Below are 15277 nucleotides of genomic sequence, written 5' to 3' on the forward strand. Positions count from 1 at the left end.
GCGATAGCCTCTCGACGCTTTGAAGCGACCGTGGCTGGTCCGCTCGGCAAGCTGGCTCTTTCGGGCCAGGTCGGTCCGTTACCGATCTGGCTTAGACCCTCTCCTCAAAGCCATCCAGCTTACGCCAGTCAAAGCTGACACCAATGCCTGGCTCGTCTGGGGCGACTGCCAGCCCATCCTGCAGCCTGAGCGGACGAGTGGTGTACAGGTCGATGTCGAAACTGTGCGCCTCCACCCAACCAGCGTTTGATTGGCCTGCGACCAAACTGACATGTAGTTCCTGCATGCCGTGGCTGCACACCGGAATTCCAGCCTTGCGCGCAAGCTCGGCGACCCGCAACCAGCCTGTGATGCCGCCACAGTTCGACGCGTCTGGTTGGATGTAGGATAGCTTCGACCACGCGAAGGCATGCTCGAACTCCTCGATCACATGCAGGTTCTCGCCCATGGCCAGCGGCATGCCCGTCGCCTCGGCAATGGCAGCGTAGCCCTGGTAATCGTCCGGTATGATGGGCTCCTCGAACCAGAGCAGCTCGTAAGGCGCGAATGCTTTCGCCGCTTCGATCGCCCGATGAATGTCGAGCGCGTAATTGGCGTCCACCATGAACGGGGTGTGCGGCCCGATGCGCTCGCGGATCGCCTTAACTCGGGCGACATCCTCCGCGAGGTCGTCTTTGCCGACCTTGATCTTCACAGCATTGAACCCGGCGGCGAGATAGGAGTCGATGCTCGCCAGCAACTGATCGAGGGAGAAGTTCAGGTCGATGCCGCCGCGATATGCCTTGGCTGTCTTGCCGGCCCTGCCTGCCATTTCCCAGAGTGGCCGGCCGATGCGCCGGCCCTGCAGATCCCAGAGCGCTATGTCGAGCGCAGAAATCGCAAAGGACGCGATGCCGCCGCGTCCAACATAATGGATGTGCCATAGCATCCCATCATGGAGCGCCTCGATGTCGGTCGCGTCCCGTCCTTTCAGGAACGGCGCCAGATCGTGCACGATCATGGCTCCGATCGCATGCCCACCTTTACCTCCAGTGTAGGTGTAACCAGTCCCTTCGCTGCCGTCCGCCAGCCTCAGGGTCGCTGTCACCAGCTCAAAATGCGTGTGAGCACCATGCTTGGCGTCGGTCATTACTTCACGCAGCGGCACCCGGAAAAGCCGAACCTCTACGTCCGTGATTATTGTATCGCCCATTGCGAGGCTCTCGTCGTCTGGCCTATTTTCGTCATACCATAATTGCACTCTATCGGGCTGATCGCAACCAGATCGGTGATCCACCGCGCTTTTGGTCCGATGATAACTCGCTGGACCTTGTGCTTTGGTCCGATCTGCGCATTAATGACTGCGTGAAGTGGAGGACGGCTTGTTAAGTACACCACAGCATCTTGGAACGCGGGCCACGAGCGGAGCTGCTCGCGCGGCAGACGCCATGGTGATTGGAATCGAAGCGGATATCGTCTCCGGCAAGCTCGGTGATGGCAGCTTCCTGCCGGCCGAGCGCGAGTTGATGGCCGAGTACGGGGTTGGCCGCGGCGTGGTGCGTGAAGCGGTCGCTCGCCTGGCAAGCCGCGGTCTTATCGAAGCGCGTCCACGCTTTCGCCCAGTGGTCCGCCGGCCGGGGCTGGACGCGGCGCTCGGCGCTTTGGAAGGTGTTGTCGGCCACCTGCTAAGCGCTCAGGCGGGAGTGAAAAACCTTTACGATACCCGGGTCTTTCTTGAAGCCGCTCTTGCGCGCAACGCCGCCATCCATGCGCGCAAGGACGACGTGGCCACGCTCAGATCAGCGCTCGAGATGAACGAGGCGGCGATACCGGATTCGGAAAAATTCTATGCCACCGACGTAGGATTTCACGCCGTGCTCTACCAGATCACGCGCAACCCGGTGATGCCCGCAGTGCACAAGGCCTTCACCGCGTGGCTGTCGCCGCATTGGATGCGCATGCCCCGATCGCCCGAGCGCAACCGCATCAATTTCCTGAGCCACCGCGAAATCTGCATGGCGATCATCGAGCGAGATCCGGATGGCGCCGAGCGGGCGCTGCTCAATCATCTTTCCGCGGCTTGGGAGTATGTCCGTGGCACATTTGAAATGTCGTGAGGGCCGGAGGGAGGACCGGCGAGAATGACGCAGACTTACGATCATATCGTGGTGGGCGGCGGAGCAGCGGGTTGCGTGGTCGCGGCGCGGCTGGTGAGGGCAGGACGGCGGGTCCTGCTTCTCGAAGCTGGGCATTCGCATCACCACCCGCTGCTCGATATGCCGCCGGGGATCTTCAAGATGATCAATGGCTCGAAGTTCATGCGCTATTACCGCACCGAGCCGCAGCAGCATCTGGATGGACGTCAACACGAAATCTCGCAAGGCAACGTGCTGGGCGGCGGCACCTCGGTCAACGCCCAGGTCTACATGCGCGGCCGTGCCTCGGACTATGACGAATGGGATGAGTTGCTGCGCGGCAACAATGCCGGCATCCGCTGGAACTGGCAGGCGGTGCTGCCCCACTTCACGGGCATGGAAGGCAACAACCGCCTCGGCGGCGAGTTGCATGGCAGCGAAGGACCGTTGCTTGTCTCCGACCCCGGTCACATTGATGATGTTTCGCGTTGGTTTGTACAGGCGGTCCAACGGCTCGGACTGCCCTACAATCATGACTTCAACGGGCCGTCGCAACGCGGAGTGGGCTTCTATCAGTTCATGAACCGGCGCGGGAAGCGCAGCAGCGCTGCCTATGCGTTTATCGAGCCATTGGCTAAGGATCCCAGGCTGACGCTGAGGCTGAATTCTGCCGCGAGGCAGTTGCTGATCCAGAACGAGCGCGCAAAGGGTGTAATCTACACTGACCAATCGGGAACCGAGCACGAGGCCTATGCGGACGGCGACGTGATCGTCTCGTCGGGCGCGCTGGTATCGCCGCAACTCCTTATGCTGTCAGGTATTGGCCCAGCCGAGGAACTTTCCAGACATGACATTGCCTGCGTCGTCGACCTTCCAGGCGTCGGCCAGAACCTGATCGACCATCCGGAAGTGCCGATCATTGCCACAGCAAACGGCCCGTATGGCTACTTCAAGCAGGGCCAGGGTTGGCGGATGATCAAGAACGGCCTGCACTTCAAGCTTTTCGGCGCCGGCACCATCCTTTCGGCTGGGGTCGAGGCCGGGGCTTTTGTCAATCCGACCGACCCGGACGGCGAACCGACGATCCAGGCTTTTTGCGTGCCCCATGTGTACCTGGACCGCGATGTCCTGACCCTGGTCGAGAATACCTACGGCCTCACTGTGACGACCGTGGTCGTCAAGCCGAAGTCCCGTGGCTTCGTGAAGCTGCGTTCGGCAGATCCGAACGACATGCCGGTCGTCTCTCCGCACCTGCTCAAACATCAAGACGACATGAAGCAGATGATTGCCGGCCAGCGCTATTTCCTGAAGGCATTCCACGCGAAGCCACTGGCGGACCGCGTCAAGGCTGTAGCCGTCCCCCGGGAAGACGACCTCAGCGACGCGGCGCTCGAAAGGCACTGCAAGCGCTTCGTCAAAACGAATTACCATCCGGCCGGCACCTGCCGCATGGGCCCGGACAGCGATCGAATGGCCGTTCTGGACGCGGCCATGCGGGTGCGCGGGATAGAGAACCTGCGCGTTGCCGACATGTCGGTGTGCCCTAACATCAACGCCGGCAACACGGCTGCACCCGCCATGATGCTGGGCGACCGCTGCGCCGATTTCATTTTGGAAGCGGGCGCAGTGACTCAATCGAGGGCGGAGTCTGCAAGCGAGCTGACCTAGCCCGCCATAGGCGAGGAATATTCAACGGCGTCAAAACGCGACAACCAAGGAGGAAAGCATGATCATTACCCGTCGGAAATTGTTGGTAGGCTCCGCCGTCGGCGTAGCCGCTCTTACCCTCGCTACACGCGCCTTCGCCGCGCTCCCGCCACTTGCCAAGAAAGACAAGTATAAAGTTGGCTTCGCCCAGACCGAGAGCAACAATCCATGGCGGCTAGCGGAAACCAAAAGCATGCAGGATGAGGCTGCAAAGCTCGGCCATCAGCTCGTTTATACTGATGCCGCCGGATCCTCGGCCAAGCAGGCCTCCGACGTAAACTCCATGATCGCGCAGGGCGTCGACGCGATTTTCCTGCCTCCCCGCGAGGACAAGCCGTTGGTGCCGGTCATCCTGGCCGCGCGCGATGCCGGCATCCCGGTCTTCCTCATCGACCGCGATGTGGATCACACGATGGCCAAGCCTGGCCAGGATTACGTCACCTTCATCGGTTCCGACTTCATCAACGAGGGTAACCGCATTGCAGAATGGGTGGTGAAGAACGCCAATGGAAAATCGAAGATCATCGAGCTGGAAGGCACCACCGGTTCCTCGCCAGCCAACGACCGCAAGAAGGGGTTTGACGACATCATAGCCAAGCACTCGGAATTCAAGATTGTCGCCTCACAGTCGGGTGACTTCGCTCGCGACAAGGGCCGGCAGGTGGCCGAGACGTTGCTGCAGGCGCATCCTGAAGCCGATATCATCTATGCCCATAATGACGAGATGGCGCTCGGCGCGATCGCAGCTCTGGAGGCCGCCGGCAAGACGCCCGGAAAAGATGTGCTGATCGTCTCGATCGACGGCGAAAAGGACGGCGTGCAAGCAATCGTCGATGGCAAGATCGGCGCCATCTGCGGCTGCAGCCCGCTTTTCGGACCGAAGGCTTTCGCCACGATGGCTGACTATGCCGCGGGGAAGCAAATCCCGCCCTTCATCAAGAACGACGACGACTTCTACGATGGCACGAACGCAAAGGATAAGATCAGTACGGCGTTCTGAGTTGTCTGGATAAAGGCGCCTCCCCGCCTCGGCGGGGAGGCTTTTTCGGAGCTTTGCTGATGACGCGGCCGCCGGACGGACCTTCCACGCTGCTTCTCGACATGCGCGACATCCAAAAGCGTTTCGCCGGCATACCGGCGCTGGCGGATGCATCGCTTTCCGTGCGCTCAGGCGAGGTCCATGCCCTGATAGGCCAGAACGGCGCGGGCAAATCAACGCTGATCAAGGTCTTGACCGGATACTACCGCAAGGATGCCGGGCAAGTGCTGTTCGAAGGCGAGCCCTTTGAGGTCCACTCGCCCCACCAGGCACAAGTCAACGGCATCAGCACGATCTATCAGGAGATCAATCTGGTCCCGCTACGGTCAGTGACGGAGAACATTTGCCTGGGTCGGGAACAGCGCCGTTACGGTCTGCTCGACTGGAATGCCATGCACGCGGAAGCCGAGCGCCTGCTGAGCCGCTTCGCAATTGGCATCGATGTTCGCCGTCCGCTTGGCGAGTTCAACACTGCAACACAGCAGATGGTGGCGATCGCCCGGGCTATAGGGTTCTCCGCTCGCCTTGTCATTATGGACGAACCGACCTCGTCCCTCGACGAACGCGAAGTGGGAGTGCTGTTCAGCGTCATTCATCAGTTGAAGGCTGAAGGGGTGTCCGTCATTTTTGTAAGCCACAAGCTCGACGAGTTGTATGAGGTCTGCGACCAGGTCACGATCATGCGCGACGGCCGCACCGTGCGCACCGCCGCGATGAAAGAGATCGGCAAGCTGGAACTTGTTGCAGCTATGCTTGGCCGCGATGTCGCGGCTGTCGAGGGTCACGCCACAGCCTTCGGCGAGCGCGACCGCTCTAGAATCGGGGATGTGATGTTTTCGGCCCGAGGGCTTGGGGCCGGGCAGGCTGTCCGCAATGTGAGCTTCGATCTCCGGCGCGGCGAGATCGCGGGGTTTGCGGGCCTCCTCGGCGCGGGTCGCACCGAAACTGCACGGCTCGTGTTCGGTGCCGATCGGCCAAGCTCCGGCCAGATGACGATGGAGGGTGCCGCGTACCACCCCGACCGTCCCGCCGACGCGATCGCCGCCGGCATGGGCTTCTGCACCGAGGACCGCAAGGGCGAAGGTATCGTGCCGGAGATGACGGTCGCAGAAAACCTCACCCTTGCCTTGCTTCCGAAAATCAGCCGCAACGGCGTGCTGGACGACTCGCGCCAGCGCGAAATCGTCGAGCGGTTCATCCGCGAGCTCGGCATTAAATGCTCCGGACCCAATCAGAAGGTGCGGGAGCTTTCGGGTGGGAACCAGCAGAAAGTGCTGCTTGCCCGCTGGCTGGCGATGAATCCGAAGCTACTCATACTCGACGAGCCGACAAGGGGAATCGATGTGGGTGCCAAGGGCGAGATCCAGCGTCTGATCCGGAGACTTGCAGATCAGGGCCTCGGTGTGCTCATGATCTCGTCAGAGCTGGAGGAAGTGATCGAAGGTGCGGATCGCATATTCGTTCTGCGCGATGGCGTCAGCGTGACCGAGTTGGAAGCTGAAGCCGCTAACGAAGAAAAAGTGCTGACCGCGATGGCGCACGGGACAAGCGCTTCCTCGGGGGCCACGACATGACCGAGCTGCCGAGGTCATATGCGGAGCGGGATGCCGTCGCGCGGAGCTTCGACCTCTTCGGCTTTCTGTCACGCTACGGTACCTTGATCGCACTTGTCTTGCTGGTTGCGTTCAACCTCGCCTTCACACGCAATTTCGCGACAATGCAGACGCTGAACGTCAACCTCACCCAGGTCTGCACGATCGTCATCGTAGCCGTCGGGATGACGCTGGTCATAGCCACGGGCGGCATCGATCTCTCCGTCGGATCGCTGATGGCGATTTCGGGTGCGCTGGCACCGATGATCTTCATGGGCAAGATCCTTCCGATCGGAAGCATCCACCTGGCCGTGGCTGCCGCGATGATCGTCTCGGTATTGGTGGCCGGGCTGTTGGGGCTCTTCAATGGCTGGTTGGTCGCCCGGTTCCGCATCCAGCCGATTGTCGCGACACTGGTTCTGTTCATCGCCGGCCGCGGCATCGCTCAGGTGATGACCAACGGGAACCTGCAAACCTTCCGCGTACCTGAATTTCAATGGATCGGCCTTGCTCGACCATTGGACATCCCGGCGCAAGTCATCATCATGGCTGTCATTGTCGCGTCAGCTGCATGGGCGTTGAAAAAAACGCTGTTCGGGCGACGCATATTGGCGGTCGGCGGTAATGAAAAGGCTTCCGAACTAGCTGGGATTGCCGTCTCCAAGGTAAAGATTGCGGTCTATGGCATTAGCGGTCTTTGCGCCGGGCTGGCCGGGCTTATCGTGATTGCAATCAACTCCTCCAGCGACGCCAACCTGGTTGGCCTTGGTATGGAGCTCGATGCCATCGCGGCTGTTGCCGTGGGCGGGACCCTGCTCAGCGGCGGCAAGGCCACCATCGTCGGTAGCCTGCTGGGGGCGCTTACCATTCAACTGGTGCGCTACACCCTTCTGGCGAACGGGGTGCCTGACGCCGCTGCCCTGGTGGTCAAGGCAGGGATCATCGCGCTCGCCGTGTGGCTGCAGCAGCAGCACCGCGGGTAGTCTTATGAATCGTGCCCGCCTCGTCCGCATTATTGGCACCTACGGCGTATTGATCGCCCTCGCTGCGCTCATTCTATTCGGTTTCCTGCGCTATGATCGGTTCCTCAGCTTCTACAACGTCATGACTCTCCTGCGTTACAATTCCATGTTCGCGCTGGTGGCGCTTGGTATGTGCTTCGTCATCATGACAGGGGGAATCGATCTTTCCGTGGGCTCCGTCGCTGCCTTGGGCAGCGTGGCTTCGGCATTGGCAAGCCCTTATGGAATCGTTCCTGGTCTCGCGGCGGGTATAGGCGCTGGGCTGGCCGCCGGGCTCATCAATGCGACCCTTGTCACACGCGCCAATCTGATGCCGTTCATAGCCACTCTCGCCACGATGCAGGCCGCCAGCGGCTCGGCCCTCCTGCTTGCGGGCAACCAGACCGTTTCGGTCTCCTATGAATCGGGCTTCACTGCCATCGGCCAAGGCAATTTCTGGACGTTTCCGATCCCGACGGCTATCGCCGTCGTGGCATATCTCATTGGTTCCCTTGTCTTGAATTACACCGGCACAGGACGGGCGGTGCTGGCAATTGGCGGCGGCGAGGATGCTTCGCGTCTCATGGGCCTGCGGACCGATCGTGTGAAGTTTTTGGTCTATGTCGCGAGCGGGGGACTCGCAGGGCTCGCCGGCGTTATCCTGGCATCGCAGTTTGGGGCGGGACAGCCCATTGAAGGAGTGGGGTGGGAATTGTTCGCCATCGCAGCCGTTGTGGTCGGCGGGACGCTGCTCACCGGCGGCTCGGGTTCGGTTGTGACCACGCTCGCCGGCGTGCTCCTGCTCGGCATCCTTTTCAATGTTCTGAATTTCGAGAACGGGATGGGATGGATCTCGCTTTCGGCCTACTGGCAATCAGTGATCCGAGGACTGTTCCTCCTGGTGGTAGTTCTCCTTCAGGCCCGACTGACACGTCGGCGCCTCAACGCGCTCTGATCGTCTCGGTCCTCCCACTCAAGTATTGCAAAAGGTTAGCTTGCAGGAATTCTCGTGCAAAGTCGGATCCGGGTGAGCACGCGACGTCAACGCGGCTCCGCGGATTCAGAAAACGCACGTTTTAAGTCATTCTGTCTTAAACGCAGGAACATTCCAGGTGTTGGGAGGTTACGGAACGCCAACCCTTGGAGGAAGCCTCATGTTCATGCACAATAAACGACTGCAATACACCGTTCGTGTTTCCGAGCCGAATCCGAGGCTGGCGTGCATGATCATGGAGCAGTTCGGCGGCGCCGATGGGGAGCTTGCCGCCGCAATGCGCTATTTCACCCAAGGGCTAGGCGAAGACGATGTCGGCCGAAAGGACATGTTGCTCGACATAGCGACCGAGGAGCTCAGCCATCTCGAGGTCGTCGGCTCGATCGTCACCATGCTCAACAAAGGCCTGAAGGCGCAGCTGGCCGAAGGGCAGATGAAAGAAGCCGAACTGTACTTGATGGTCGGCGCAAGCGGCACGACAGCCAAAGAGTCCATCTTATTTGGCGGCGCACCTGCGTTGTGCGACTCGGCCGGAGTCCCGTGGACTGCCGCCTATGTCGATTCCCGCGGCGAGCCTACCGTCGATCTGCGATCTAACATTGCCGCCGAGGCGCGTGCCAAGATCGTCTATGAGCGACTGATCAACATCACCGAAGATCCCGGCGTCAAAGACGCCCTCGGATTCCTCATGACGCGCGAAATCGCGCATCAAAAATCTTTCGAGAAAGCACTCTACGCGATCGAGAACAACTTTCCGACGGGCAAGCTCCCCGGCATTGAGAAATATGCGAGCATGTACGTCAACACGTCGCAGGGTGAAGGGGACACGAATGGGCCATGGAATTCGGGAGACGAATGGGACCGCGTGGACGATCTTGAGGAAGTCATGCCAGCGGACGATGGCGATGGGACAGCAACAGTCAAGCTGGCGGCCAAAGACATGAAAGTGGTTACAAAAATGGGAGAGCGGACGCTTTCGGATCCCTCCTCCGATCCGACCACAGGCGCGGATATAGGCGCCGGGCCGGGGGCCGGACGAACCAAGAATGGCGACATGGGCGGCGCGGCCAATATCAACGAGGCGCCTGTGCGCGCCGAAGCCGCCGCTCGCAAGAAAAAATAAGATTCGGGCTGATTGAACCTGCCGACCTGACGAGGCTCGGTTTCGTCTACCCGTCACCGTCCTGACGGGTAGACGAGCCTGCAAGAGCGGAGAGGCGGAATCGTCTCCCGCACCTGTCTGCACTTTTCGCTTGATGTTTCGAGCACCTTGGGTGCGAGACGTTAGTCAGCGTTGGTCGCCAGACGTTGTCGTTGCGTTTCGGTTGCGCAGGGTTCGCGAACCCTTCAGAACAGCTCGATTGCGGACCGTGTGATCATCAGCCAACAGATTGCGGCCACGCGTGCAAAGGCCCCGATCATGCGCCCGGCGAATTCGGCGCGCGATGGCTCGATCTCCCCAGCAGCGGCTCGTACATCAACCTGTTGTTGGTGTCGAGAATCATCCGGAGCGGAGGCAATCCCGCAGCGTTCGCCGGCCCTTCCATATCCTGCTCCCACCAGATCGAGCGCATGGGCGCTGTCACGCATGTCGAGGAAGGCAGGGTCACGATATATCCGGACGGCCTTGCAGATCTTCCGAAGATGGGGCGCGACAGCCCCCAAAACGTTAAAAGCCGTGATCATGTACAAGCAAGGCCGCGACCGAGATGAACCTGCCTCAAGGCGAAGAGAGCAGAGCACCTTGGCACCCAAAATCAAGCACTGATGTGGCGCGCTCGGCGGATCCAACTGCTTAATTGGCCCTCCCCGCGCGTTCAGCTCTCCTTCTTGAGCTCCTGAAAGGCATCTCGAATGGCTGCGACTAGCGTCGCTATAGAATAGGGTTTCTGCACCCAGCCCAGCGGTCTGGCCGCCTCGGCTCGAAGCCTCAAGTCGCGATCACCGTGCGCCGTCGTAAAGATACATCGTATGCCAAGCTCGCGGTACAATTCCACGGCCGCGTCGATGCCGTCCCGCTTGCCAAGCAAGCGGATATCCATCAGGGCAATCACCGGCTTGGTCGAGAGCGCCATACTTATCGCCTCATCGGCGCTGGTCGCGACGCCCGCTAGCGAGAAGCCTTCGGCCAGCAGTCCGGCCTCTATATCCAGCGCGATCAGGTAGTCGTCTTCGACGACCAAGATCGACTGGTTCAGAGTGGTTTCAGCGTGTCCTCCGCTCACATCATCTCGGGAGAAGACGACCTGCGGCCCGAACGATCGATTAATATCCCCCGCACGGCTCAACTCAGGTATCGCTGCTTTCGGTCGCAAGGCCAATCTCCTGGGGCATCAGACAAAAGGTCACGGTGCATCTGGACGGGTGCCGGCTAACTTCAAAAGTCCCGCCGATCTGTCGCACTAGGCCTTCGACAAGTCGCAGGCCTGACGACGACGAGCGCACCGAACTCAGTTCGAAGCCCGGGCCCTCATCCTCGACCACAAGGCTAATGGCTCGGCCGTTCTGTCTGATGGAAACACGGATGGTTCCAGGCCCATTTCCCGGCAAGCCGTACTTCACGGCATTGGTCAAAAGCTCGTTGATAGTGAGCGCCAGCGGCATCGCAATGTCGTTTGGCAGTTGGATCGGATCTGCCTCGCAGAACAACTGAACAGCCGGGGGGAACATCTGTCTTGCGGTCTCGCAAACAGCTCCCAAGAAAGGTCCGGCACCGAAGTTGATGGCGTCGGGCGTGTCATAGAGGACTCGCTGAGCGGCAGCCATGGCGGCCACCCGCTTGCTGGCCTCATCCAGAACGGTGCGGGCCTCTGAACTCTTGCTGGTCCTCGCCGCAACCGAAAGCAGGGACTTCAGCATCATCATGTTGTTCTTCACGCGATGATTGAGCTCGTCGAGCAAGATCCGTTGCTGGGTTTCGGCCTGCTTACGCTCGCTCACATCGACCAGCATATTTATGGCGCCGGTGATGTTTCCAGCGGCATCGCGTATCGGGGTCGGATAGGGAATGAATGGAACCCGGGTTCCATCCGGCCGCTCGGCCACTGCTTCATATCCTCGGACGGGCCGCCCTTCGCGCAGCGAGATGGCCATGGGACATTGATCGTGGGGAAGCGGTGTTCCGTCCGGCCAGTAGAGCTTCCATGTCACGCACCATTCGTCGGTGCCAATCACGGGCGTTCGGCCGGCGAGTTGCATCGCCGCTTCATTGAAATAGGTGATCTTGCCGTCGCGATCGGTGGTGTAGATCGCGGCAGGAATGGCAGCGAGCAGGTCTTTAAGCTGGCGCTCGCTGTCTTGTATCTTCGCTTCCGCTATCCTTTTGTCAGTTATGTCTCGGGCGATTTTGGAAGCTCCGACGATACGGCCTGAGGCATCCCGCACCGGCGATATTGTGAGAGAGATATCTATCAGCGTTCCGTCTTTGCGGCGGCGAACCGTTTCGAAATGATCCACGAGTTCGCCGTTGCGGATGCGGCCTAATATCAGCGGCTCCTCGTGCTGCCGATCCTCAGGAATGATGGTGGTGATGGGCTTGCCTACCATCTCCGCGGCCGTATAGCCGAAGAGGCGCTCGGCGCCGCGGTTCCAAGTCGAGACGATGCCGTTGAGATCCTTGCTTACGATGGCGTCGTGGGACGATTCCACGATTGCCGCCAGTCGCCGGGTCGCATTCTGTGCTCTGACACGTTCAATGCCGAACCCGAGCTGGCGCGCGATTGTCCGGGCGACTTCAATCTCTTCTGCCGAGCATTCGTGCGGCTCGTCGAAATAGGCCATGAACTTGCCCAGCAGACGCCCGCCTTCGATTATCGGAATGAAACAGACCGCGCCGATGCCTTCTGTTCGGATTGCGTCTCTTAAGTTGCTGGGGAGCTCGGCCTGTTCCACATCGCGCAAGCAAATTGGCTGCGGATCGTGATCTGCCGCGGACCAGGGCGAATGGCCTTCCACGGCGCTTCGATACGCGTTCGACAAGCCCCGCCAGGCGGCAAACTTCATGACTCCGCATTCCAAAAGCAGAATAGAAGCGCGCTGACATCTTAGCCCGCGCTGGATCGCATCGAGCGCAGCCTCGTAGACGTCTTCGCGGGTATGGGCGTGCTGCAGCATTTCCGTCAATTGATGCAGCGCAGCCTGCTCCTCGGCCCTTTGCGCGAGTGTCGCCTCGATCTCTTTGCGCTCGGTGATATCGTGCTGCACCCGTACTGCGTAGTGAAACCGCCCGATGCCGTCGTAAACGCTGGAAGAGGTTACGACAGCCCAGAAAAGCGACCCGTCCTTGCGGACGAACCGCTTCTCGATCGTGTAGCTTTTGATCTCGCCGGCGACCTGTCGGCGATATTTCGTGCGATCCGCCTCGACGTCGGAAGGAAAGGTCCGATCGAAAATAGATCGGCCAACAAGGTCCTCCTGCGTACAGCCCAAAAGACGGCACAAATGTCCGTTCACCCGCAGCAGCCGGCCTTCGGCGTCAGCTTCCACGATTCCCACACCAGCGCTGTGATAGGTCAGGGCAAGTCTCTGCTCCTGTTCGCGCAACAACTCTTCCGCTTCGACCTTGTTAGTTACGTCGAGGGTGACGCAGCGCGTGTTGAGGAACCGACCACCAGCCGAACGAACATTTGATGTTATCTCCACCCAACGGATGGAGCCGTCCTTGGCGCGCAACCTCGCGCGATAGTGTTGAAGCTGCTCATGCCGAGAAAGGCGGTTCAAAATGTCGTCGATTGCGGCGGCATCGGCGTGAAATTCCCGGATATTGCGGCCGACGTATTCCTCCGCGGAATAGCCGAGCAAGTCCAGTTCGGCTCGATTGGCGCGCAAAATGGTGCCGTCATTGGCCACCAGGTGGAGAGCCACGGCTGCATTCTCGAAGAAATCTTCCATCTCGTTGCCGAGGAGCAGGACCGCACGGGGCCCTTCGACCTGCTCGCCATGGGCCAGGGATTTCGCGCCAGAAATGCTGGAGGGCAAGACTCGTCGTTCCATGAAAGGTTGAATTCCCCTGAACCCAGCTTAACACCCGGTTTCGCAAGAGGTTCCAACGCGCTGGGCAATTCACCTGGCCAGTAGCCGCAAGGGTTGATGCTGGAAGGCGTTCGCCGGTGCTGGGCCCACAAATCCGGCAACTCGATGACGCCGCTATTTTCTAGTCGTTTGCCGCTCGCTTGCACGACACCGCGACCTGACCAGACCCCATTTGGAAAGCAGCCAGTCAAAGATCCGGTTCCCGGCCTGGCTTCTGCCGAGAGGCTGCCCGCTCCAAGGACGCAACCGATGCTGCGGAGCGTTAATAATTCTGGACGCTAATACAAGTCGCTACATATTTAACGGTCGTGCAGTTGTCGGAGACTTAATAGGCACACGACTGCTGCCAAGGGATGACGCGCTGATTTCGGGATGGAGGGAAGATCACGCCGGCTCGGCGCCCAATGTAGCTGATTTCGTCATTCACAAGATTCTGGACACGTTCGAATACTCCGAGCGCGGCGCGGTGATCACGATGGTCGATCCAGGGCTGAACTACAGTCGCGCGAGTTCATCATTAATTCATAATATCAGAAGATTCTCACGAGCTTGCATGCTGATGCTCCTCACTGTGGGCAGGCTGCGAATTCGGGCGGCGGCGAAACAGACACGAGCGGGGGGAGGAGGACTGACCAATGTCGAATAGAGAAATCGGAACATCCCGGTCGCTCGGGATGCGTGTCGCCGATCTGAGAACCAGGATGCGGGACGCCAGGATCACCGAGCATGAGATCAAGACCTTCCAGAAGGTCGCGGCCATCATGGGGCGCGGCGAAGGCTCCTTACGCATCGACGCGGACGATTTGATCGCCGCGTCCTTTCTTGCCGAGACGATGGGCGAACCGACGCTGAACTGACAGTTTCAGGTATCCCGGGTTCAGAAGCGGAGAGCCCGCGCCATGGTAAGCCTCCATTACGGGGTTGCTGTCGGCGCGGGCTTCGCCATCGTCCACGCCTTTGCCAGATTGATCAGAACGGGCGCATGCCGCGGATTTTCGATAAGCCGCGACTTGTCCGCAAGGCTCACGGTCATGGCTCTCGGCCCTTTTGCCGAACCGACCGTCAGCGCGCTGGAACATGTGCAGGGCCCGCAAGCGGCCGAAGCGAACATCCACGTCATGAGCAAGCCGCGGCTGGACGCTGGTGGCCACACCTTCCCGTTCTACGTGCATGCGCGCCAGCATGACTACTACCGCTGGACGCCAGCTGGGCTCAAGCAGCTAATGGTCGACGGCGGCGTCGCCGAGGAGGATGCGCAGGCGTTCGGCTGGGGTAGCAAGGCGTGCGCCAAGGCTATGTCGGTGGGCGGGCTCACGCCCTATGGCGAGATCTCAGCAACGATGCGGAATACTCGCTGACGGTGTAAAGCCTGGTCGAGGGGCAAATATCAGCATAATTTTTAGAGTAGCCGAGTTGGGCCGCGAACCAGCTCCAACGATTGCGCTAACTCTATGTTGCCTTCACGATCCTTGGCTTGGTCGGGCGGCGGGATTGAGTTCGTCCTTCGAGAGCCAAGGCCAGCCGCTTCTCGTCTTCGATGGCGCGATCAACTGCCTCAATTTCTTCTTGGAGCGCTTTCAGCTGAGCACCATAGCTGGAGCCTTCGCTATCCCCGATCTGAAAGCCACTTGCCCGCATTGCGTCGCGCGTATGGTGCACATTACGGACGCCTTCGCGTCGAGTCGCGACCAGGATTTCCCTGAACTCTCCAAGACGTTCAACGTGAGTGCGGGTCATTGCGTTCTCCTATCGTCGGCATAGTAAGCCGGCGGCGATTCACAACTGCCGAAACTCATAGC

General features: G+C 60.1%; 14 protein-coding genes. 9 read left to right on the forward strand and 5 right to left on the reverse strand.

Annotated elements, in window-relative coordinates; translation table 11 throughout:
* Positions 1–91 precede the first annotated feature (91 nt).
* Positions 92–1192: a mandelate racemase/muconate lactonizing enzyme family protein gene (locus LB526_RS01490; RefSeq protein ID WP_224523267.1), complete on the reverse strand. Its 1101-nt coding sequence runs from the start codon at positions 1190–1192 to the stop codon at positions 92–94.
* Positions 1193–1349: 157 nt separating this feature from the next.
* Between LB526_RS01490 and LB526_RS01495 the strand changes: the two genes are divergently transcribed.
* From LB526_RS01495 to LB526_RS01525, 7 genes are all read left to right on the forward strand, one after another.
* A complete protein-coding gene (locus LB526_RS01495; RefSeq protein WP_224523269.1) occupies positions 1350–2096 on the forward strand; it encodes an FCD domain-containing protein in 747 nt (248 codons plus the stop codon).
* A gap of 24 nt (positions 2097–2120) precedes the next feature.
* Positions 2121–3782 (forward strand): GMC family oxidoreductase, encoded by a 1662-nt coding sequence (locus tag LB526_RS01500; RefSeq protein WP_224625808.1) that lies wholly within the window; start codon positions 2121–2123, stop codon positions 3780–3782.
* Positions 3783–3840: 58 nt separating this feature from the next.
* Entirely contained in the window at positions 3841–4821 is a 981-nt protein-coding gene (locus LB526_RS01505; protein ID WP_224625809.1) for an ABC transporter substrate-binding protein, read from the forward strand.
* 59 nt (positions 4822–4880) lie between these two features.
* The gene (locus tag LB526_RS01510; protein ID WP_224625810.1) at positions 4881–6434 is read left to right on the forward strand and encodes a sugar ABC transporter ATP-binding protein; all 1554 of its coding nucleotides are present in this window, start codon (positions 4881–4883) and stop codon (positions 6432–6434) included.
* The gene (locus tag LB526_RS01515) at positions 6431–7435 is read left to right on the forward strand and encodes an ABC transporter permease (RefSeq protein WP_224625811.1); all 1005 of its coding nucleotides are present in this window, start codon (positions 6431–6433) and stop codon (positions 7433–7435) included. The genes LB526_RS01510 and LB526_RS01515 overlap by 4 nt, the downstream gene beginning before the upstream one ends.
* A 4-nt stretch (positions 7436–7439) precedes the next feature.
* Positions 7440–8408 carry an ABC transporter permease gene (locus LB526_RS01520; RefSeq protein WP_224625812.1) on the forward strand — a complete coding sequence of 323 codons (969 nt, stop codon included), beginning with the start codon at positions 7440–7442 and terminating at the stop codon, positions 8406–8408.
* A gap of 199 nt (positions 8409–8607) precedes the next feature.
* On the forward strand, positions 8608–9570 hold the full coding sequence (locus LB526_RS01525; protein WP_095768513.1) for a manganese catalase family protein: 963 nt from the start codon (positions 8608–8610) through the stop codon (positions 9568–9570).
* A 224-nt stretch (positions 9571–9794) separates the two neighbouring features.
* Here LB526_RS01525 and LB526_RS01530 read toward each other — a convergent pair whose 3' ends face one another.
* The 3 genes from LB526_RS01530 to LB526_RS01540 form a co-directional block, all read right to left on the reverse strand.
* Positions 9795–10139, reverse strand: a complete 345-nt coding sequence (locus LB526_RS01530; RefSeq protein ID WP_224523281.1) for a hypothetical protein — start codon at positions 10137–10139, stop codon at positions 9795–9797.
* A gap of 125 nt (positions 10140–10264) precedes the next feature.
* Complete coding sequence (locus LB526_RS01535; RefSeq protein WP_224543039.1) at positions 10265–10762, reverse strand: response regulator; 498 nt, start codon at positions 10760–10762, stop codon at positions 10265–10267.
* On the reverse strand, positions 10737–13439 hold the full coding sequence (locus tag LB526_RS01540) for a PAS domain S-box protein (protein WP_224625813.1): 2703 nt from the start codon (positions 13437–13439) through the stop codon (positions 10737–10739). Before LB526_RS01540 ends, LB526_RS01535 begins: the two co-directional genes overlap by 26 nt.
* Before the next feature lie 674 nt (positions 13440–14113).
* Here LB526_RS01540 and LB526_RS01545 point away from each other — a divergent pair.
* Both LB526_RS01545 and LB526_RS01550 read left to right on the forward strand, forming a co-directional pair.
* The gene (locus LB526_RS01545; RefSeq protein WP_095768511.1) at positions 14114–14335 is read left to right on the forward strand and encodes a hypothetical protein; all 222 of its coding nucleotides are present in this window, start codon (positions 14114–14116) and stop codon (positions 14333–14335) included.
* A 42-nt stretch (positions 14336–14377) separates the two neighbouring features.
* Positions 14378–14836 carry a hypothetical protein gene (locus tag LB526_RS01550; protein WP_224625814.1) on the forward strand — a complete coding sequence of 153 codons (459 nt, stop codon included), beginning with the start codon at positions 14378–14380 and terminating at the stop codon, positions 14834–14836.
* Positions 14837–14927: 91 nt separating this feature from the next.
* Here LB526_RS01550 and LB526_RS01555 read toward each other — a convergent pair whose 3' ends face one another.
* A complete protein-coding gene (locus tag LB526_RS01555) occupies positions 14928–15215 on the reverse strand; it encodes a hypothetical protein (RefSeq protein WP_095768510.1) in 288 nt (95 codons plus the stop codon).
* Between the last annotated feature and the right edge of the window lie 62 nt (positions 15216–15277).

Origin of the sequence: Mesorhizobium sp. CA6 (assembly GCF_020165035.1) — a bacterium.
Taxonomy (GTDB): Bacteria; Pseudomonadota; Alphaproteobacteria; order Rhizobiales; family Rhizobiaceae; genus Mesorhizobium.

What these genes read in the sequence shown, in the direction of transcription:
- LB526_RS01525 (WP_095768513.1), top strand. Translation starts at nt 8,608, where the DNA reads ATGTTCATGCACAATAAACGACTGCAATACACCGTTCGTGTTTCCGAG.
- LB526_RS01490 (WP_224523267.1), bottom strand. Translation starts at nt 1,192, where the DNA reads ATGGGCGATACAATAATCACGGACGTAGAGGTTCGGCTTTTCCGGGTG.
- LB526_RS01515 (WP_224625811.1), top strand. Translation starts at nt 6,431, where the DNA reads ATGACCGAGCTGCCGAGGTCATATGCGGAGCGGGATGCCGTCGCGCGG.
- LB526_RS01550 (WP_224625814.1), top strand. Translation starts at nt 14,378, where the DNA reads ATGGTAAGCCTCCATTACGGGGTTGCTGTCGGCGCGGGCTTCGCCATC.
- LB526_RS01545 (WP_095768511.1), top strand. Translation starts at nt 14,114, where the DNA reads ATGTCGAATAGAGAAATCGGAACATCCCGGTCGCTCGGGATGCGTGTC.
- LB526_RS01510 (WP_224625810.1), top strand. Translation starts at nt 4,881, where the DNA reads ATGACGCGGCCGCCGGACGGACCTTCCACGCTGCTTCTCGACATGCGC.
- LB526_RS01555 (WP_095768510.1), bottom strand. Translation starts at nt 15,215, where the DNA reads ATGACCCGCACTCACGTTGAACGTCTTGGAGAGTTCAGGGAAATCCTG.
- LB526_RS01505 (WP_224625809.1), top strand. Translation starts at nt 3,841, where the DNA reads ATGATCATTACCCGTCGGAAATTGTTGGTAGGCTCCGCCGTCGGCGTA.
- LB526_RS01500 (WP_224625808.1), top strand. Translation starts at nt 2,121, where the DNA reads ATGACGCAGACTTACGATCATATCGTGGTGGGCGGCGGAGCAGCGGGT.
- LB526_RS01540 (WP_224625813.1), bottom strand. Translation starts at nt 13,439, where the DNA reads ATGGAACGACGAGTCTTGCCCTCCAGCATTTCTGGCGCGAAATCCCTG.
- LB526_RS01520 (WP_224625812.1), top strand. Translation starts at nt 7,440, where the DNA reads ATGAATCGTGCCCGCCTCGTCCGCATTATTGGCACCTACGGCGTATTG.